We start from the raw sequence: 20,498 nt of genomic DNA on the forward strand, positions 1-20,498 counted from the left end.
TTTATTTGATTTTTCTGACCGTTTTCGAAACTGAAAATATGTTATTAGATTGTTGCAGTTTGAAAAGAAGTATTATTTTTGATAAAGATTAGAATAAAGTAATTTTTTCTAAAAGCGTATTCCCAATTTTGAATAACCCTAAAGTTAACGTGATTCACGTTCCATAATAAATGAGTTTACAACTTAAAAATATAGTTTCTACAATTCAGGCCAAATGGTTTGGAGACACCCCTGATTCATTAATTGACACGATTTCTATAGATAGTCGTTCATTGCAAAATAGTCCGAGCACCTTGTTTTTTGCTTTGGTGGGCCCTAATAACGACGCCCATATTTTTATAGAAGAATTAATTGATAAAGGAGTGCTGAATTTTGTGGTTACCCATATTCCCGAAGGATGTGAAACCAAAGCTAATTTTCTGGTTGTCCAAAATACCTTAGACGCATTGCAACTTTTTGCGGCCTATTATCGCAGTCTTTTTGAATTCCCGGTTATTGGATTAACGGGAAGTAACGGAAAAACGATTGTAAAAGAATGGTTGAATTTTCTTTTAAGCCCCGATTATAATGTGATTCGAAGCCCTAAAAGTTATAATTCCCAAGTGGGAGTGCCTTTATCAGTGATAGCGATAAATGAAAAGCATAATTTAGGGATATTTGAAGCTGGAATTTCCACAAGGGCGGAGATGATAAAACTGGAGAAAATCATTAAACCTACCATTGGAATCCTTACCAGTATAGGTTCTACTCATGATGAGGGTTTTTCGAACAAAGAAGAGAAGATTAAAGAGAAATTAACGCTCTTCAAAAATTCTAAGGTTCTAATTTATCAGAGGAATCCCGTTGTTGATGCTTGCGTAGATCCAAATTTGAAAGTGTTTACTTGGAGTTTTGAAAACAAAGAGGCCGATGTTTTTATTTCCAAAAAAGAGATTAATGCTGAAAATACCACTATTCAGTATCGCTATAAGGGGGATTCAAATGAATTAGAAATTCCTTTCGTTGATAAAGCTTCTGTTGAAAATGCGATTTCCTGTTTACTCGTTTTATTGTATTTTGAATACGACAAAGCAACGATCCAAAATAGAATTCAATTGCTGTATCCAGTGGAGATGCGCCTGAAAGTGAAAAACGGAATTAACAATTGTAGTATTATTGATGACAGCTATAGTTCCGATTATCAATCATTGAAGATTGCTTTAGACTTTTTGGAAAGTCAAAAAAAACACGCCAACAAGACGGTTATACTTTCGGATATTTTTCAAAGCGGATTGTCTAATGATGAATTATATACCAAGGTTTCCCAACTTATTGTTTCCAATAAAATAAACCGCGTTATAGGAATTGGAGAAACGATTTCAGAGTTCCAAAATAAGTTTGCCAATTGCATTACATTTAAAAATACAGCTGAGTTTGTTACGAATTTTGAAAATTTGAATTTCGCTAATGAAACGATTTTGATAAAAGGAGCGCGTTCTTTTCAATTTGAGGAGATTGTGTATTTATTAGAAGAGAAAACACATGAAACCGTTCTGGAGATTAATCTGAACGCCATAAGTCATAATCTTAATTATTTCAAATCGAAACTGGAACCTGGAATTAAGCTGATGGTTATGGTGAAAGCATTTGGTTATGGTAGTGGCGGACTCGAAATTGCTAATTTACTGGAGCATCATAAAGTGGATTATCTAGGTGTGGCCTTCGCCGATGAGGGAATTTCGTTGAAAAACGGAGGAGTTAAATTGCCTATCATGGTGCTAAACCCTGAAAACACTAGTTTTCCAGCTATAATACAATATCAACTTGAACCAGAAATTTACTGTCTCAAAGGATTGCACGCTTTTCTTAAAATAGCAAAACAGAAAAATTTACACGATTACCCCATACATATAAAACTAGATACGGGTATGCATCGCTTGGGTTTTGAGGAGAATACAATTGAGGAACTGATTGCAGCATTAAAAGAAAACACAACGGTCAAAGTGAAATCCGTTTTGTCTCATATGGCCAGTAGCGATGATTTGATACATCAGGATTTTAGTCTTTCTCAAATAAGTTTATTCGATAGTTTATCCACTAGAATGATTAAGGAATTGAATATAAGTCCTATTCGTCATATTTTGAATACTTCAGGAATTAGCAATTATCCTCTTGCTCAATTTGATATGGTTCGTCTAGGAATAGGCTTGTATGGTGTTTCGAATGATCCACTGGAACAAAAATATCTTGAAAATGTAGGGACCTTAAAGTCGGTTATTTCGCAAATTCGCACGATTCCCGCTGGAGAAAGTGTAGGTTATGGAAGAAGGTTTATGGCTGAGAAGCCTACAAAAATTGCCACAATACCCATAGGTTATGCTGATGGGATTTCTAGAGCTTGGGGAAATGGTGTTGGGTTTGTAACCATAAAAGGTCAAAAAGCAAGTGTTTTAGGAAGTATTTGTATGGATATGTTAATGGTGGATGTTACTGAAATTGATTGTACCGAAGGAAACGCCGTTATTATTTTTGGAGAAAATCCTACTGTTTCATTTATCGCAAAAGAATTAAATACTATTCCTTATGAGATTCTAACGAGTATCTCTCAACGGGTAAAACGTGTATTTTATCGATAATATCTCAATAAATAAGCTATAAATGTTAAAAACTGTTAAAAAAACAGTAATTTAGTTTTTTAATAAGTTTAATCTAACACAAAAAAATATGGGTTTTTTCAGCGATTTCAAAGCATCTTTAATGAAAGGTGACGTATTAAGTTTAGCAACCGCGGTAGTTATTGGTGGTGCATTTGGTAAAATAGTCGGTTCTGCGGTTGATGATGTTATTATGCCAATTGTGGGTTTAATTACTGGCGGAATTGATTTTACTACTAAATTCATAACCTTAGACGGAAATACCTATCCTGATTTAGCAGCTGCAAAAACGGCAGGTGCTGCAGTAATTACTTATGGTAATTTAGTGCAAGCCACTATTAACTTTGTGATTATTTCATTGTTTATTTTTGTCGTTTTAAGAGCGGCTGAGAAAGCTAAAAAGAAAGAAGAGGTTGCAGCAGCAGCTCCAGCAGGTCCTACTCAAGAAGAATTGCTTACTCAAATTAGAGATTTATTGAAAAAATAATACTCTAAACATTATAGTTTATGAACCACGCCTTGAGCGTGGTTTTTTTATGTTTTGTTTGAAATGTAACATTTTGTTATTTTTTGTTAATCCCGTTGTTTTGAATTCATTATTACTTACTTTTGTACTTCAAAATAAGTTTTCAATAATAAAAATATACTATGAGAATAGCAGTTGTAGGTGCTACCGGTATGGTTGGCGAAGTAATGTTAAAAGTTTTGGCAGAAAGAAATTTTCCTGTGACAGAGTTAATTCCTGTTGCTTCTGAAAGATCAGTAGGAAAAGAAATTGAATATAAAGGAAAGAAATATAAGGTGGTTGGTATGCAAACCGCAGTTGATATGAAGGCAGATATTGCTTTGTTCTCTGCCGGTGGAGAAACTTCGATTGAATGGGCTCCAAAATTTGCAGCTGCAGGTACTACAGTTATTGATAACTCATCGGCTTGGAGAATGGATCCTTCCAAAAAATTGATCGTTCCTGAAATCAATGCTTCTTCTTTAACAAAAGACGATAAAATTATAGCAAACCCAAACTGTTCGACTATTCAGATGGTTTTAGTATTGGCTCCTTTGCATAAAAAATACAATATCAAACGTGTTATTGTTTCTACTTACCAGTCTATTACAGGAACTGGAGTAAAAGCAGTGCAACAATTAGAAAATGAATACGCAGGTGTTCAGGGAGAAATGGCATACAAATATCCAATTCATAGAAACGCAATTCCACAATGTGATTCATTCGAAGAAAACGGATATACTAAGGAAGAGATGAAATTGGTTCGTGAGACTCAAAAAATTCTTGATGATAGAACTATTGCGGTTACGGCTACTGCTGTTCGTGTACCTATTGTAGGTGGACATAGCGAGGCTGTAAACGTAGAATTTACTAATGACTTCGTTGTTTCTGACATTCAAAACATATTGCATCATACGGATGGAGTAGTGGTTCAGGACAATAACGACACTTATACGTATCCAATGCCAATGTATGCACAAGGGAAAGATGACGTTTTTGTAGGTAGAATTCGTCGTGACGAAAGCCAGCCAAACTCTTTAAATATGTGGATTGTTGCGGACAACTTACGTAAAGGAGCGGCAACGAATACAATTCAAATTGCTGAATATTTAGTTGCATCAAAATTGGTGTAACACATTCAAATTAAATAGTAAAAACCATCTGTGATAACAATTTTATTTTTGTTAGAATAGATGGTTTCTTTTTATACATTTGTAACCGATGAAAAAGAAGCAAATCATAATTAGTCTTTCTCTGATTGCTACAGTATTGTTTTCGATACTGTTTCAGTCTTTGCATGATTATACCCACTTTGTCAAGCTTCTTACTCAAACAGAATGCCGTCACAAGTATAATGTTACCAATACTGAAATTACACATCAGCATCATAAATATGAGCAATGTGTTGTTTGTCATCTTTCATTAGGGTCTTATATTCCGAATGAAATAGTTGCTTATAAATTCCAGTCGGATTATAAGTTTATCCCCTGCTTTTTCACCACTTTCAAAAAAATAAATTCTTTTTCAGGAAGCCTATATTCCCTTCGCGGGCCTCCTGCACGTATTGTATAAATTGTGAATATTTATTAGTTAAACCATTTTGGAAATAAGTTTCTTTAAACCTAAGAAGACTTGCTTTCAGGAATGCTTTTGTAATATTCGCTATGTACGATTTACAGAAAATAAAAAAACATAAAAATCGTATCACTTATTCTATAGTGATACTGGAACAATACAATCATTCGTAATGAAAAACAGTATAATTACCCTATTATTAATGTTTTCGGCAATGCTTCAAGCCCAAAACACAGTGTCAGGAACAGTCACTACAATTGCAAACCAACCCATAAAAGGAGTTAGTGTTTATGCCCCGGAATTGCATAAAGGAACTACAACTGATGCAGATGGAAAATACACAATCTCAAATCTTCCTAGTAGGAAAACCAAGTTAACATTCGTTTTTGTGGGGTATTCGAGCCAAAACAAAACCATAAATAACCTTCAACAGGAAAATACATTAGATGTGATTCTTGAAGATGCCATTTTCGAAATGGATGAGGTAATCGTATCTACCGCTTTCAATAAAATACAATCCCAAAACGTGATGAAAGTGGAGCACGAAACCATAAAATCCTTACAGCAAAAAGGGACTTCTACTTTAATCGAAGGATTAGCTACTATTCCTGGAGTTTCTCAGGTTTCTACCGGAACTTCCATAGGGAAACCAGTTATCCGTGGATTGAGCGGGAACCGTGTTTTAGTGTATTCGCAAGGTGTTCGAATAGAAAACCAACAGTTTGGTGACGAACATGGCTTGGGGTTAAATGATGCCGGAATAGAAAGTGTTGAGGTTATAAAAGGACCTGCATCTTTATTGTATGGATCAGATGCTTTAGGAGGGGTTTTGTATTTTAATCCTGAAAAATTTGCCAATGTGGATGACTTTAAAGCTAATTTCAGCCAGAAGCTATTCTCAAATACGCTAGGAAGCAATTCCACGCTAGGACTAAAAACGTCTACTGAACATTGGAAATTCCTTGCTCGCGGAAGTTACAATACGCATTCAGATTACCGCATTTCGGGAGGGGATCGTGTGACCAATACCCGATACAATGAAACCGATTTTAAAACGGGTCTGGGGTATAGCGATGCTAAGTTCTCCACTGTTTTTAGATACAATTACAACAAACTGGATTTAGGAATTCCTGAAGAAGGTATAGCCGAACAATCAACTTCCAAAACTACAGGGTTCCCAAAACAGGGAATTTTCAACCATTTGATGAGTTTGAATTCGGTTTTCTATCTAAAGAATTCCAAATTAGATGTTGATTTTGGATATATTGACAATGATCGTTCTGAATTTGAAGATAGTGATGTTGCCAGTTTACAAATGAAACTGAAAACTTTCAATTACGATGTGAAATACCATTTGCCAAAAGCAGGAAAGTTAGAATCTATTGTGGGAATTCAAGGAATGTATCAAACAAATGCGAACCTCGGGGAAGAATTTTTAATACCTGATGCCACAACTACTGATTTTGGTGTTTTTGGAACTGTAAATTACGAATGGAAAACGAATGTCCTTCAGGCAGGTTTGCGTTTTGACAACCGAAAAGTCACTACTGATGAACATGGAACTGTTGGGGATGAAGGCTACTTCAAAGCGGTAGATAAATCATTCGACAGTTTTAATGCTTCTTTGGGGTACAAAACGAATCTAGCTGACGATCTGACTTTGAGAATGAATCTAGCATCAGGTTTTAGAGCACCAAATTTATCTGAACTGACTTCTAACGGTGTCCATGAAGGAACTAATCGTTACGAAATAGGAAATTCTGATTTGAAAACGGAACAAAACGTTCAGTCGGATTTGAATCTTGAATATAAAAACAGCCATTTTGAGTTTTTTGTAAACGGATTTTACAACCACATCAGCAATTATATTTATACTTCCCCAACAGGAGCTGTATTGGATGACAATGATGTTTTTGAATACATTCAGAACAATGCTAAATTGTATGGTGGTGAAATAGGATTGCATTTTCACCCACACCCATTGGATTGGTTGCATTATGAAAGCAGCTTTGAAACCGTTACGGGAAAGAAACAAAACGGAGATTACCTGCCTTTGATTCCGGCTAACAATTGGAACAACACCATTAGAACCGAATTCAAAATCAAAGATTGGCTTAAGGAAGGGTTTGCAACTTTGAATTTCGCATCTACTTTTCATCAAAACAACATCAGCGGATTCGAAACTGAATCTAATGGTTATACTTTAGTGAATTTGGGTTTAGGAGGAACGGTAAAATTGGGTAAAACGGTTTTTGACATAAACCTAAACGGAAACAATTTATTCGATAAAAGCTATATCGCCCACCTTTCCAGACTGAAAAATGATGGAATCCCAAATATGGGAAGAAACATTGTTCTTGGGGTTAATTTCAATCTATAATTAATTTAAACATATAAGTCATATAAGTTTAGTCACAGTTTTAGGCTTACTGTTTTAACCATATAAGGCATATAAGTTTACTGTTTTTTAAACCATTAAGATATTAAGAGTCATTAAGTTTCATAAACTGTTTTACCATATAAGTTATATAAGGTCATATAAGTTTTGTCACCGTTTTTAGCTTAATCTCTTAATGGTTTTTTTAAATTCAATAATTTTTAGATCTGCAAAAATCTGTAAAATCTGCGTGCTAATAATAGGTTGTCTTTTGTTGGCCGTCTTGAAACAGTTTTAGGCTTGCTTTTTTTAAACCATATAAGTTATATAAGGTCATTTAAGTTTACTGTTTTTTTAAACCATTAAGATATTAAGGTATATTAAGTTTAGGAGCTTAATTTTCTTAATCTCGTAATGTTTTTTTTAAATTTATTAATTTTTAGATCTGCAAAAATCTGCAAAAATCTGCGTGCTAATAATAATGTATCTGTTGTTTTTTGTGCTCCATCTTGAAATACGTAGCCGCAAAGTTTAAATAAACTTATAAGCCTTATATGGTTGAATTTTTTCACGAAACAAGCATTACACAAAACAACAAAAAACTTAAATGACTTATATGTTGAAAAATCATCACCGTAACAAAAACACACTTTTATAGACTAATCCTATGTTAAAAAAGTTCCGCTTTCAAGGAACACTAACTAATTCACTATTTTTGTTTTAACCAATAAAATATTTTAATGAAAAAATTAATTCTAATCATGGCTGTATTACCATCTATGGCTTCTTTTGGACAGAACCAAAAGCCAATTCAATATCCAGAAACCAAAAAAGGACCAACAGTCGATCAGTATTTCGATGCTAAAGTCAGTGATCCTTACCGTTGGTTAGAGGACGACATGTCGGCTGAAACTGCTGCTTGGGTAAAAGCGGAGAATGTGGTTACTTATGGTTATTTAAACCAGATTCCTTTTCGCGATGCATTAAAGACGCGTATGGAGAAACTGTGGAATTATGAAAAAATAGGGGCGCCATTCAAGGAAGGGGACTTCACGTATTATTATAAAAATAACGGACTGCAAAACCAATCCGTATTGTATAGAAAAGAGGCCAACGGAAAAGACACTGTTTTTCTGGACCCAAATACTTTCTCTAAAGACGGAACCACTTCTTTAGGAGGATTGGATTTCTCTAAAGACGGTTCTAAGGTGGCCTATGCCATATCAGAAGGCGGAAGCGACTGGAGAAAAGTAATTATTATGGACGCGTTGTCTAACAAAATTCTAGAAGACACTATTGTTGATGTAAAATTCAGCGGACTGTCTTGGAAAGGAAACGAAGGGTTTTACTACTCTAGTTATGACAAGCCAAAGGGAAGCGAACTATCTGCAAAAACGGACCAACACAAACTGTATTTTCATAAACTGGGAACTTCTCAAAAGGAAGATCAGTTGATCTTTGGCGCCGACCAAAAACGAAGATACGTAGGCGGTTATGTGACCGAAGATGATAAGTATTTAGTGATTTCGGCTTCGACTTCAACTTATGGAAACGAATTGTACATTAAAGATTTGAGTTCGCCTAACAGTGCTATTGTGACTATCGTGGATAATTTCAAAAGCGACAACAGTATTATTGACAACGAAGGAACGAAGTTGTTTATTGAGACTGATTTAAATGCGCCAAATAAGCGTGTAGTAACGGTAGATGTCAGCAATCCAGCACCGTCAAACTGGGTGGATTTCATTCCGGAAACCGATAATGTTTTATCGCCATCAACAGGAGCAGGATATTTCTTTGCTAATTATATGAAAGATGCCGTATCAGTTGTGAAACAATACGATTACACAGGTAAAATGATACGTGAAATCCAATTGCCAGCCGTAGGAACAGCAGGTGGTTTTGGCGGAAAGAAAAAAGAAAAAACACTTTATTATTCCTTTACTAATTATACCAGCCCGGGAACGATTTACTCTTTCGAACCAAAAGAAGGAAAATCAGCGGTCTATGCCAAACCAAAAGTAGATTTCAAAAGCGAGGATTTCGAGTCGAAACAAGTGTTTTATACTTCAAAGGACGGTACCAAAATCCCAATGATCATCACCTACAAAAAAGGATTGAAACTAAACGGAAAAAACCCAACGATGCTGTATGCTTACGGTGGTTTCAATGTGAGCTTAACGCCAAGTTTCAGTATTGCCAATGCCGTTTGGATGGAAAACGGAGGCGTTTATGCCGTGCCTAACTTACGTGGTGGTGGAGAATACGGTAAAAAATGGCACGATGCCGGAACCAAAATGCAAAAACAAAACGTGTTCGACGATTTCATCGCCGCGGCGGAATATCTGATTGAAAATAAATACACCTCTCCTGACTTTCTTGCCGTTCGCGGTGGGTCAAACGGAGGATTGCTTGTTGGTGCTACTATGACACAACGCCCGGAGTTGATGAAAGTCGCTCTACCGGCCGTGGGAGTTATGGATATGTTGCGTTACCACACCTTTACTGCGGGAGCGGGATGGGCGTACGATTATGGAACGGCGCAGGACAGCAAAGAAATGTTCGAATACATCAAAGGCTATTCACCGGTGCACAACGTAAAAGCGGGCACGCACTATCCAGCGACAATGGTTACCACTGGTGATCACGATGATAGAGTAGTGCCGGCACACAGTTTCAAGTTTGCTGCCGAGTTGCAGGAAAAACAAACGGGAACTAACCCAACATTAATTCGCATCGATGTCAAAGCGGGTCACGGAGCAGGAAAATCCGTAGCGGCAACAATCCAGGAAAATGTAGATATCCAAGCTTTTACCCTGTTCAACATGAAATTGAAAGCCCTGCCAAAAGCAAAATAAGGAGCTTCTTCCCGCTGTACGCTGTATCTCTCGTGGCGAAACCCGCCACAAGAGGATGCCGCTACCATCAGGGCTAAGGCAGTTGGGGAAATGAGAATTTTTATTTTTATAAAACGCTATTCGAAAGAGTAGCGTTTTTTTATGCCTTAATTTGAGAAATATTAATCGTGATTGAACAAGTCTAAGTAATCTTTAAAAACAAATAGCTTGTTACGCTGTGCACCAGATATTTCTTTTATAATATCAAGCCGTTCTAAATCTGCCAAAAGTTTATAGGCGGTAACTGATGATTTTTGGAGTAGCTCTTCTACTTTTGTGACCTCTATAATAGGCTGTGTGTAGAGATAGCCCACTACTTTACGTGCATCTATATTGCGATTGCCTAATGATTTCAGTTTTTCATCTAAACTTTTTTGCAGTTGCAAAATACCATCGAAGGTAGTTACCCCTTTTTTAGCGGTTTCTATAATTCCCGTTAAAAAAAACTTTAACCACTGGTTGATATCATTGTGTGTTCGAGTTCGCATTAGGTTATCATAATAAAGCATCCTGTTTTTTTCAAAAAAATCAGAAAGATATAGTATGGGTTTTTTCAAGATTCCTTTACTAACTAAATATAGTGTAATTAGTAATCTGCCTACTCTACCGTTTCCGTCTAAAAAAGGGTGAATCGTCTCGAATTGATAATGAATGATTGCAATTTTTATTAAATCAGGTAAAGGCGTTATTTCATCGTTTGCAAAAAGTTCCAGGTCAGAAATTAACTCATTAATGCTAGTGTGAATTGGGGGGATAAAGGTTGCGTCATTAATGCTCGCACCACCAATCCAGTTTTGGCTGCTTCGGTATTCACCGGGTAATTTGTGCTCGCCTCTTACACCCTGCAAAAGTATTTTATGGGTTTGTTTGATAAGGCGAGATGAAAAAGGAAGTTCGTTCAACAGTTTGACTGCTTCGTTCATTGCGTTGATGTAGTTTTGTACTTCTTCCCAATCGGCCCTTTTTTCAAATGCAATTTCTTCTTTGCTTAGAAAAGCTTCTTCCATATTGGTTTGAGTACCTTCAATTTTTGAAGATTGAGTAGCTTCTTTGGCAATGTGCATCCTGATGAACAAATCGATGTTTACATATTCTGAATACATATCTAATCTGCCTAAATGTCTATCTGCTATACTTAGCAACCGAATAACTTCCATGTCATTTAGTATCCAGTTTCGATGAATTGTATCAGGTTGAAAACTTTTATAATATACTTGATTAATATATTTGCCCGAAATAAATTTTTCCATTTAGATGTTTTAAAAACTTAAACAAATATATTCTTATTTAAGTAAAGAAGCAAAAAACTTAAATAACATTTTTATTAATTAAGGTAAACCACTAAAAACTTAAATAAGGAGCTAGCTATATAAGGAATTAAACAAAAAGCTTAATTAACACTTTGGCTTTTTTAAGTGTTTCATAAAACGCTATTCGAAAGAGTAGCGTTTTTTTTTTTTGTTATAATTCATCACGCTCTCTTTGTCATCTCGACGAAGGAGAGATCACATAATCAAAAGTTTTTAAAACACTTTTTAAAAGAGTAGCGTTTTTTTTGTTACAAACACATCACGTTCTCTTTGTCATCTCGACGAAGGAGAGATCACATCATCAAAAGTCTTAAAACGCTATTCGAAAGAGTAGCGTTTTTTTTTACTACTTACCACGCTCTCTTTGTCATCTCGACGAAGGAGAGATCACATTATCATTTAAAAAAAGCAGTATTTTTAAATAATATTAATCAATTAAGTGACTTTCATCAAAAAGCAATATCCCGATAGTTTTGATTCACTTCAATATAAAACATTTATATTTGTTTCTAATCGGTTAAATTACATAAATGACTCAAAACAAACTCTGGACACGAGAAGAACTAATTCTTGCGTTTAATTTATATCTGAAAATTGAATTTGGGAAAACCCATAAAGGAAACCCCAAAGTAATTGAATTAGCAAATATATTAGATAGAACGCCAAGTTCCATAGGAATGAGATTAGGTAATTTTGCCAGCGTTGATCCATATCATCAAAAAAGAGGGGTTGGGGGTTTAAAAGGAGGAATGAATCAAGTAAAACCTATATGGGATGAATTCTTCCACAATCAAGAAGAACTTGTTTTTCTAAGCGAACAAATTCTTGCCGAAAAAGAAAACACTTCAATAGAAAACAAATATCAAGACATTCTTTTCGACTTAAAAGGATTAAAAGGAGAAACTGTAATTCGAGCAGTAAAAACGAGAGTGAATCAATCCGTTTTTAGACAAATGGTGCTGACGAATTACACCTCTAAATGTGCCATAACAGGAATCGATATTCCTGAATTGTTATTAGCAAGTCATATTGTTCCTTGGTCAAAAAATGAAAACGAGAGGTTAAATCCTGAGAATGGTATTTGTCTTTCAGCTCTATATGATAAGGCTTTCGACAAAGGATTAATTGGGATTAATCAAAACTATCAAGTGATTATATCTAACGGTTTAAAAAAGAAAAAAGAAACTTCCTTTTATCAAAGTCATTTTGCTTCTATTGAAAATCTAAAAATAAATGAGCCTTTAAAATACCTTCCAAAAAAAGAGTTTTTGCAATACCATCTTGACACAATTTTTGAAAAATGAGAAACGAGAAAAAATTGTTTGCTATTTATAAAAAGGGAGAACATATGGGGAATCAAAAAAGTATTGACGAAATCGAAGCTATTGAAATTTATGTAATAGATTCTCAGTTTGAAAGTTTTTTGTGTGATGTGAAATTTATGGAACAATACAAAGCTGTTGTTGCAATAGAAAATTTGCATTTTTTTAAATCAAAATACATCAATTTGTAATTATTCCAAAACTATGAATACAATTTGTCAAATTGAAATAGATTACATTAAGCCTTCAAGAAGTATTGAAACACTTTTATTAAAAAATCTTAATAATAAAAGAGTAGTTTACGTTTATAATTACGAGGGATGGTATTTTCGTTTTTTTAATAGTATTAATGAAGTTTTGGATTTTTTTGAAGATAAATTTGAGCCTACAATTAGTTTTGAAGATGAAGAGAAACTAGATAAATTTTTGGAGAATTTAGATTTAAGTTATTAAATCGTTATCCTATGGATCGAGTCACGCCACAAAAACGTTCCAAAATCATGCGAGCCATTCGCAGCACAAACACCAAGGACGAAGTGCGTTTGGCGAAAGCCTTATGGCACCTTGGCTATCGTTACCGTAAAAACAATAAATCAGTTTTTGGCAAGCCGGATTTAACTTTCAATAAACTAAAAATTGCCATTTTCGTTGACAGCGAATTCTTCCACGGCAAGGATTGGGAAACCCATAAAGACCGCGTGAAAACCAACACGGAGTTTTGGCAAAAGAAAATAGAAAGAAACATACAGCGGGATATCGAAGTCAATGCGTTTCTGGAATCCCAAAACTGGAAAGTACTCCGTTTCTGGAGTGAAGACATAGAGAATAATCTGGAGGATTGCGTGGCTAAAATCCAGGATGCAATTATTTCGAGACAAAATCAAAAAGGATAATGGGATTGCTTTCGCCCCGGCGAACAGGTCGTTCCTCTTAACGACGGAGTAGTGAGGATATTTACGTTTATCTACTAAGTTTGTCCTCTCGATTTTAGAAAAATCATTCAAGATACTCTACAAAAACTATACTTTCAATCCGTAAGCAGCAATTCAGCGAGTTTGACATCGTGACCATAGATATCGTCATAAAAATTCACCTGTCCTTCACAATCTACCCAAGAGGTGAAATAGCCAATATAAACTAGAAAGCACGCTGCTTTTCGAGTTCCATTTTTTCTCCTTCTTATTTTCATAATGTTTTATTAATGGGCTCGTTTATTTGTGCTGTAATCGGTAAATTTGAGAGAGAACATTAAATCAATAAAACATGACAGTACAAATTAATACAGACAAAAATGTAGAAGGACACGATAGTATGAATGTGTATTTTACAGAGGAATTGAGAACTACCTTAGCGCGTTTTGAAGACAAAATAACCCGTATAGAAGTACATCTTCGAGATGACAACGCCGATAAAAGCGGAGTCGAGGACAAACGATGTCTCATTGAAGCACGACCGGAAAACATGCAGCCTGTAGCGGTTACCAATTATGCCGATACGACAGAAAAAGCATTTCATGGCGCATTGGACAAGATAAAAAAAGTGTTGGCTACGACTTTCGAAAAACAGAAGCCCTGATGGCTCGAATATAGCTATGCGAGGCTAGCGCAGAAATTTTGTGCGTGGCCTCTCAATGAAAAATAAGAAGTTAATTTTTTCAATAATCTATATCCTTAAAACTTCCATAAATAACAGAGTCGTTCTTCCCTAAAGTATAATGAAGTTCCTCCTTCGTTGGGCGCGAGGCCTCTGGCCGTGCTAGCGAAGCAATGGCAAAACGTGCGTGTTAAGCAAGTTTTACCGACCTGTTTTGTCATCTCGACGAAGGAGAGATCACATAAAGAAACTCGACAGTCAGATAAAAATCAATATATTAGCATTAGCAGAAAACTTCGTATTAATGTTTGAGAAAACAAGAATCCCATTAAAATGCAAACTTTATGATTGAATATACTGAGGGTTATCATACTTATTATGTTTATATTATTACCAATAAATATCGGACAACGTTTTATACTGGAGTGACAAATAATCTTGGGGTAAGACTACAACAGCATCAAGAGAATATTTTAAATGGGAATAAAACTTTTGCATCAAAGTATAATATAGAACTTTTGGTTTATTATGAAAAATTTACTTGGGTTCAACTTGCTATTGCTAGAGAAAAAGAAATAAAAGGTTGGAGAAGAGATAAGAAATTAGACTTAATACGATCGTTTAATGAGAATTTTGAATTTTTAAATCATCATTTTGTAATTGACTATGTGATTCCTCCTTCGTCGGACACGAGGGCTATGCCCGAATTGGCGAAGCAATGACAAAATGTGCGTGTTTAGCATATTTAACTACCAAGTTTTTACGCTCTGCCAATAAGACAAAACGTGAACTTTGATTATGTGATTCCTCCTTCGTCGGAATGACAATGTAGCGAGTGAATTTGTATTTATCCAAAAAACCTACACCCTCAATCCGTAAACAGCAATTCAGCGAGTTTGACATCATGGCCGTAGATATCGTCATAAAAATTCACCTGCCCTTCGCGATCCACCCAAGAGGTAAAATAACCAATGTAAACGGGAATTTTTGTCTTGAGGTTGTACGCTTTCTCTACACCTCGATTCATAGCGGCATCAATCTTTTCTATGGGCCAGTTTGGGTCATCTTCCAATACCTTAATAGCCAAATCCCTAGGTCGTGCCACTCGTATGCAGCCGTGACTAAAAGCCCTTTGTTCTAGCTCAAATAGTTTTTTGGAAGGGGTGTCATGCATATAAATTATATGAGAATTGGGGAATACAAACTTCACTTTTCCCAAGGCGTTTTGTTCTCCGGGTCTTTGCCGTACGCGGTTACCAACCCACTCCATATCATTCTTCGCTAGATAGTATGGGTTCTTGGCAATGGCAGGTAATATCTCTTTTCTCAAGATACTTGAAGGCACGTTCCAGTAAGGACTAAAAACCACTTGACTCATTTGTCCGCTAAAAACAGCGGTTTTATTCATTGATTTTCCCACAACTACCCTTGATATCAAAGCAGGTTTGCCATCCTTGAAATAAGTAAGGGTGAAGGAGGGAATATTCACCACGATGTATTGTTTGTTTTTTGTTATACTGGGAGAAATCCATCGGCAGCGTTCCATATTCAACATGATGGTTTTAATGCGTTCCTCCACTGGGACATTCATATTTTTGATGTGTTTGAGTAATAGCAATGAATCCGCAGCATATCCATTTCGCTCTTTGTATTTTAATACTCCCGCGAGAAGTTCCTTGTCATATAAATTGTTTTTAGAATCGGTTTTTAGGTCGCCGGATATAAACAATCGGTTTCTAATTTTCAAAATCGCGGTAGCTGTATCACCGGGTTTTAGGGATTTTGTTTTTTTAGGGAATTCTATAGCACTCCATCCTCCATGTTTCTCCATGTTTCGGTAGTCTTTTAAAGCTTCTTTTAATTGGTAATATTGCCCCAGTAGCTCTTTGTCTGGCTCATTAATTAAGCTGGGGTCTTGCAATAAAGAATCCAATCTATTGCCGTAGGATTGTTTTTTTCGAGGTAAATACCAACCAAGTTCTTTTGTTTTGTAAACATCGAGGCCTTTGAACACTTTGTTGGCGTAAAAAAAGTAAAGGGAGGACATCAACAGTTCTACTTCCACATTAGATTTTTCCCTTTTCTCCAAATCCTGAAAAATATCTCGTATTTCCTCTTGGTAAGGAACACGAATATGTAAGCCTTCCTGATCCAAGTTGTTGACTTTATCATGCAATAAACTGGCAAACTCATTAATGCCTCTGCTGTCGTACCATAAGTATTGATATTCATTTTTTTTATAGAGTTTTATCACCTCTGGCTTGAAAGAGTTGAACTTGGGGTATTTTTTAAAAAAAGGGGCAATCAACTCACTGTCAAAAGTAGCTGGTGGAAAAGCAGGAATTCTTTGATAAGTAATCGTATAAGCTTCGTTACTGGCTTTAATGTTTTGGGTTAAACCCAACAACAAAAGGCAGTAGAAAGAGAAAACAAATGGAATAAACGTGTTTTTCATATTGTAAAAGGATTAATGGATCGTATTCTAATGGGTCTCCTCATTAAAAAGAAGTTCAGCCAGACGATAGTCTTTATGATAGATGTCAAAATAAAAATTGATTTCCCCGGAATCAGGAACCCAAGCGGTGAAATAACCAATATGAATGGGAATTTTATTCTTTAGAACGCAAGTGGTTTCCTTACTTCCATCCATAGCTTGATCTATTTTGTCAACTGGCCAATCCGGATAGTCCTCCAAAATCAAATAAGCCAATTCCTTTGCTTTTTGCATATTAATGCAACCATGACTGAACTCGGGGAAATCAGCGTCAAAACTTTCTTTGTAGGGAGTGTCGTGTAAATAAATGTCATACGTATTTGGGAATAAAAATTTCACCAATCCCATAGAATTTCTTGGCCCAGGTTTTTGTCTGAGACCATTTTTGTACCATTCCATGTTATTTTTAGTTAAATAACTGCTGTCTTTGGCGATGGCTGGTTTAATTTCATTCTCCACAATGCTTCTGGGAACATTCCAATAAGGGCTAAAAACAACACGACTGATAGACGAACTGAAAATGACGGTTTCTAACATATTTATACCTACAAAAACTTTGGACTCCAATACATTATTGCCGTTTTTCCTGTAAATCAACTTTAACGCCGGAATGTTTACCATTATTAATTCCTTCTCTTTTGCTAATCCAGGGGAAATCCATCGACAGCGTTCCATATTTATTATAATGGTTTTGATGTATTGCTCAATGGGAATGTTCATTCGATTGATGTGTTGGGAGCCAATCATGTAATTTGGTTTGTAGCCGTTCCTTTTTTTGAATTTTAAAACGGCTTCCATTAGTTCGGCATCGTATATATTGCTTTTGGAATCCTTTTCTAAATCTTCTAAAACAACAAGGCGATGCCTGATTTGACCTATGGTTTTCGAGCTGTCTCCCGGGTTGTATTCTATTATACTTAAATCCGTTTCAATAGGATTCCAATCGTTTCTTTTTTCTATTTGACGGTATTTTATTAAAGCATCTCGTAATTTGTAATATTGCGGATGGAGCTGACTTTCATTTTTATGTAAAAGTTGGGGAGCAGCCAGTAATGAATCTAACAGGATTTTATAAGAGGTGGTTTTTTGGGGTAAAAACCAACCTATTTCCTGAACTTTGTTAACGTCTAATCCTTGAAACACTTTTTTTGCATAAAAAATATACAAGCTGGATAACAACAATTCCTTTTCGGTTTTGGTTATTTCAATCGCGGTTCCATTATTGAAAATCGCGGCAATTTTATCCTTATAAGCGATGTTGAATTTAAGTCCTTCGTTTTCGAGTTGGTTTACTTTCGAATACAACAAACTAGCAAACTCAATGAGTTCTTTGTCATCATACCAAATTGATTTATAGTCCCGATTTTTGTATAAAACAACAACATCCGAGCGGTATTTTTTTAAACTGGTGTATTTCTTGAAAAAGCGGTCGATTGTAGCGAGATCTATCGTGACAATGGAATTATTGATTGTAGTGTTAAGATACGTTTTGACACAAGGAGATTCCAATACCGTAGTATTTTCTGTTCCATTACGGTTAATTGCGGCACTTGAAAAGGTTATTAATAAGGCTATAATTGATAACGCCAAGTTTTTCATAGTGTGTACTTTTACTAAAGTTATGAAATTTATGCTTGTTTTTAAAGGGAATTAAGATGGAATTAACGGTTAAAGTACTTGCAAAATGCAGTTGTTGTTTTTTTATTGGATTGTATTTAGGTTGAAATTATTAAATAAATACTCTTCATTTACTACCACTATATTTCTTAACTTTCAAAAAAAAACCATGAAGAAAATCATATTCTCTATCTTATTCTTTTCAGCAATAGGACAAGCGCAAACAAAAACAAGTTTAGTAGAGCAAAAAATAAATACAACCCTTGATGCTTGGCACAAAGCTGCGGCTGATGCAAAATTTGACACCTATTTTGATTTAATGACTTCCGATGCCGTTTTTATTGGTACTGATGCCACTGAGAATTGGTACAAGAAAGAATTTGAAATTTACGCAAAACCGCATTTTGATAAAGGGAAAGCTTGGAGTTTTACGGCTTTAGAACGTCATGTATATATTGACAAAAGCGGAAAAACAGCTTGGTTTGACGAGTTGTTAAATACCCAAATGAAAATATGTCGCGGATCTGGAGTATTGGTAAAAGTAGGTAAGGAATGGAAAATCAAACATTATGTGTTGTCAATGACCATTCCTAACGATAATTCTAAGGAAGTGATAAAGGTTAAAACGCCTATCGAAGACCAACAGATTAAAGATCTTAAAGGGAAGTAATAGTTTTGTTTATATAACGGTTCTCGATACTATTTTTAGCACGGAACGTTTATTCTAAAAAGCAATTTTTGTTCAGTTTAAAAATCACTCGAACTGACGAATACAGGAACTTATTGTTTTTCTCAACGTCACTTCGAGTGTTTTTGGCTTTAACTTAAGTTATTTACAGCTTTCGTCTTAACCAAAAATGTATCGAGAAGTTTTGTTTATATAACGGTTCTCGATACAATTTTTAGCAAGTAACGTTTATTCTCAAAAAGTAATTTTTGTTTAGTTTTAAAAATCACTCGAACTGACCAGTGGGAAATCTATCGTAATTGTCATCGTCACTTCGAGTGTTTTTGGCTTTCAAATCATGTTGATTGCTACTCTCGTGTTAGCCAAAAATGTATCGAGAAGTTTTGTTTTCTACAGCCAAACCTTTCAAATGGAAAGGGACGAATTATTATACTAGTTAATTATGAAACAGTCTTTTGTTTATATATTAAAGTGCTCTGATAAAACTTATTATACAGGTGTAACAAGTAATTTGTCACAACGGATTTTTCAACACAAAGCTGGATTTTATCCTGATTGCTATACTTTCAACAAGAGACCTTTGGAATTAGTTTTTTATTGTGAATTCACTAATATTAGTATGGCAATTGAAACCGAAAAACAAATCAAGAAATGGTCAAGAGTTAAGAAAGAAGCTTTGATTAATGACGATTATCATTTACTTCCCAATCTTGCTAAGAAAAAATTCTTGTAAGATGTTGTTATGAATTTACTTTTATAGACTGACTCTATATTTCATTGTATTTATCAACGTCACTTCGAGTGTTTTTGGCTTTCATAATTAAGTTGATTGCATTTTTTTCTTAGCCAAAAATGTATTGAGAAGTTTTGTTTATAGAACTGTTCTCGATACAATTTTTAAAACAGTATGTTTTTTCTCAAAAAGCAATTTTTGTTCAGTTTTAAAAACCACTCGAACTGACGAGTGGGAAATCTATCGTACTTCTCAACGTCACTTCGAGTGTTTTTGGCTTTCAAAATTAAGTTGATTGCCACTTTCGTCTTAACCAAAAATGTATCGAGAAGTTTTGTTTATATAACGGTTTTCGATACAATTTTTAGCACGGAACGTTTGTTCTCAAAAAGCAATTTTTGTTTAGTTTTAAAAACCACTCGAACTGACGAATACAGGAACTTATTGTTTTTCTCAACGTCACTTCGAGTGTTTTTGGCTTTCAACTTAAGTTATTTGCAGCTTTCGTCTTAGCCAAAAATGTATCGAGAAGTCGTGTTTATAGAACGGTTCTCGATAGAATTTTTAGCACGGAACGTTTATCCTCAAAAAGTAATTTTTGTTTAGTTTTAAAAATCACTCGAACTGACGAGTAGGTAATCTATTGTATTTGTCAACGTCACTTCGAGTGTTTTTGGCTTTCAACTTATGTTGATTGCCACTTTCGTCTTATCCAAAACGCATCGAGAAGTTTTGTTTATAGAACGGTTCTCGA

Annotated in this window: 18 protein-coding genes; 14 read left to right on the top strand and 4 right to left on the bottom strand. The window is 35.1% G+C overall.

What is annotated here, in order from left to right:
- Positions 1–170 precede the first annotated feature (170 nt).
- The 6 genes from FLAK523_RS04975 (at position 171) to FLAK523_RS05000 (ending at position 9,948) form a co-directional block, all read left to right on the top strand.
- The gene (locus FLAK523_RS04975) at positions 171–2,615 is read left to right on the top strand and encodes a bifunctional UDP-N-acetylmuramoyl-tripeptide:D-alanyl-D-alanine ligase/alanine racemase (protein ID WP_248907187.1); all 2,445 of its coding nucleotides are present in this window, start codon (positions 171–173) and stop codon (positions 2,613–2,615) included.
- Between the two features lie 88 nt (positions 2,616–2,703).
- Complete coding sequence (gene mscL / locus FLAK523_RS04980; RefSeq protein ID WP_248907189.1) at positions 2,704–3,120, top strand: large conductance mechanosensitive channel protein MscL; 417 nt, start codon at positions 2,704–2,706, stop codon at positions 3,118–3,120.
- 161 nt (positions 3,121–3,281) lie between these two features.
- A complete protein-coding gene (locus tag FLAK523_RS04985) occupies positions 3,282–4,271 on the top strand; it encodes an aspartate-semialdehyde dehydrogenase (protein WP_248907191.1) in 990 nt (329 codons plus the stop codon).
- An 88-nt stretch (positions 4,272–4,359) separates the two neighbouring features.
- Positions 4,360–4,710: a hypothetical protein gene (locus tag FLAK523_RS04990; RefSeq protein WP_248907193.1), complete on the top strand. Its 351-nt coding sequence runs from the start codon at positions 4,360–4,362 to the stop codon at positions 4,708–4,710.
- A gap of 175 nt (positions 4,711–4,885) precedes the next feature.
- Positions 4,886–7,093: a TonB-dependent receptor gene (locus FLAK523_RS04995; protein ID WP_248907195.1), complete on the top strand. Its 2,208-nt coding sequence runs from the start codon at positions 4,886–4,888 to the stop codon at positions 7,091–7,093.
- Between the two features lie 737 nt (positions 7,094–7,830).
- Entirely contained in the window at positions 7,831–9,948 is a 2,118-nt protein-coding gene (locus FLAK523_RS05000; RefSeq protein ID WP_248907197.1) for a prolyl oligopeptidase family protein, read from the top strand.
- Between the two features lie 161 nt (positions 9,949–10,109).
- Here FLAK523_RS05000 and FLAK523_RS05005 read toward each other — a convergent pair whose 3' ends face one another.
- Complete coding sequence (locus FLAK523_RS05005; protein WP_248907199.1) at positions 10,110–11,237, bottom strand: Fic family protein; 1,128 nt, start codon at positions 11,235–11,237, stop codon at positions 10,110–10,112.
- A gap of 590 nt (positions 11,238–11,827) precedes the next feature.
- Between FLAK523_RS05005 and FLAK523_RS05010 the strand changes: the two genes are divergently transcribed.
- From FLAK523_RS05010 to FLAK523_RS05025, 4 genes are read left to right on the top strand one after another with little or no spacing between them, the layout of a single operon-like run.
- Complete coding sequence (locus FLAK523_RS05010; RefSeq protein ID WP_248907201.1) at positions 11,828–12,601, top strand: HNH endonuclease; 774 nt, start codon at positions 11,828–11,830, stop codon at positions 12,599–12,601.
- Positions 12,598–12,810: a hypothetical protein gene (locus FLAK523_RS05015; protein ID WP_248907203.1), complete on the top strand. Its 213-nt coding sequence runs from the start codon at positions 12,598–12,600 to the stop codon at positions 12,808–12,810. Before FLAK523_RS05010 ends, FLAK523_RS05015 begins: the two co-directional genes overlap by 4 nt.
- A gap of 13 nt (positions 12,811–12,823) precedes the next feature.
- Complete coding sequence (locus tag FLAK523_RS05020) at positions 12,824–13,072, top strand: hypothetical protein (RefSeq protein WP_248907205.1); 249 nt, start codon at positions 12,824–12,826, stop codon at positions 13,070–13,072.
- 11 nt (positions 13,073–13,083) lie between these two features.
- Positions 13,084–13,512, top strand: a complete 429-nt coding sequence (locus FLAK523_RS05025) for a very short patch repair endonuclease (protein ID WP_248907207.1) — start codon at positions 13,084–13,086, stop codon at positions 13,510–13,512.
- A gap of 134 nt (positions 13,513–13,646) precedes the next feature.
- On the opposite strand, the gene FLAK523_RS05030 is transcribed toward FLAK523_RS05025, so the two are convergent.
- The gene (locus FLAK523_RS05030; RefSeq protein WP_248907209.1) at positions 13,647–13,808 is read right to left on the bottom strand and encodes a hypothetical protein; all 162 of its coding nucleotides are present in this window, start codon (positions 13,806–13,808) and stop codon (positions 13,647–13,649) included.
- 74 nt (positions 13,809–13,882) lie between these two features.
- Between FLAK523_RS05030 and FLAK523_RS05035 the strand changes: the two genes are divergently transcribed.
- Positions 13,883–14,194 (top strand): HPF/RaiA family ribosome-associated protein, encoded by a 312-nt coding sequence (locus FLAK523_RS05035; protein WP_248907211.1) that lies wholly within the window; start codon positions 13,883–13,885, stop codon positions 14,192–14,194.
- A 362-nt stretch (positions 14,195–14,556) separates the two neighbouring features.
- Complete coding sequence (locus tag FLAK523_RS05040) at positions 14,557–14,934, top strand: GIY-YIG nuclease family protein (RefSeq protein WP_248907213.1); 378 nt, start codon at positions 14,557–14,559, stop codon at positions 14,932–14,934.
- A gap of 146 nt (positions 14,935–15,080) precedes the next feature.
- Here the strand turns inward: FLAK523_RS05040 and FLAK523_RS05045 are convergent, their stop codons facing one another.
- The gene (locus tag FLAK523_RS05045; RefSeq protein ID WP_248907215.1) at positions 15,081–16,667 is read right to left on the bottom strand and encodes a murein L,D-transpeptidase; all 1,587 of its coding nucleotides are present in this window, start codon (positions 16,665–16,667) and stop codon (positions 15,081–15,083) included.
- A 27-nt stretch (positions 16,668–16,694) separates the two neighbouring features.
- The gene (locus FLAK523_RS05050; RefSeq protein WP_248907217.1) at positions 16,695–18,305 is read right to left on the bottom strand and encodes a murein L,D-transpeptidase; all 1,611 of its coding nucleotides are present in this window, start codon (positions 18,303–18,305) and stop codon (positions 16,695–16,697) included.
- A 187-nt stretch (positions 18,306–18,492) separates the two neighbouring features.
- On the opposite strand from FLAK523_RS05050, the gene FLAK523_RS05055 reads away from it, so the two are divergent.
- Together FLAK523_RS05055 and FLAK523_RS05060 are read left to right on the top strand one after the other, a co-directional pair.
- The gene (locus FLAK523_RS05055) at positions 18,493–18,993 is read left to right on the top strand and encodes a nuclear transport factor 2 family protein (RefSeq protein WP_248907219.1); all 501 of its coding nucleotides are present in this window, start codon (positions 18,493–18,495) and stop codon (positions 18,991–18,993) included.
- Positions 18,994–19,453: 460 nt separating this feature from the next.
- The gene (locus FLAK523_RS05060; RefSeq protein ID WP_248907221.1) at positions 19,454–19,744 is read left to right on the top strand and encodes a GIY-YIG nuclease family protein; all 291 of its coding nucleotides are present in this window, start codon (positions 19,454–19,456) and stop codon (positions 19,742–19,744) included.
- Positions 19,745–20,498 lie beyond the last annotated feature (754 nt).

Origin of the sequence: Flavobacterium sp. K5-23, assembly GCF_023278045.1 — a bacterium.
In the GTDB taxonomy this organism is placed as follows: Bacteria; Bacteroidota; Bacteroidia; order Flavobacteriales; family Flavobacteriaceae; genus Flavobacterium.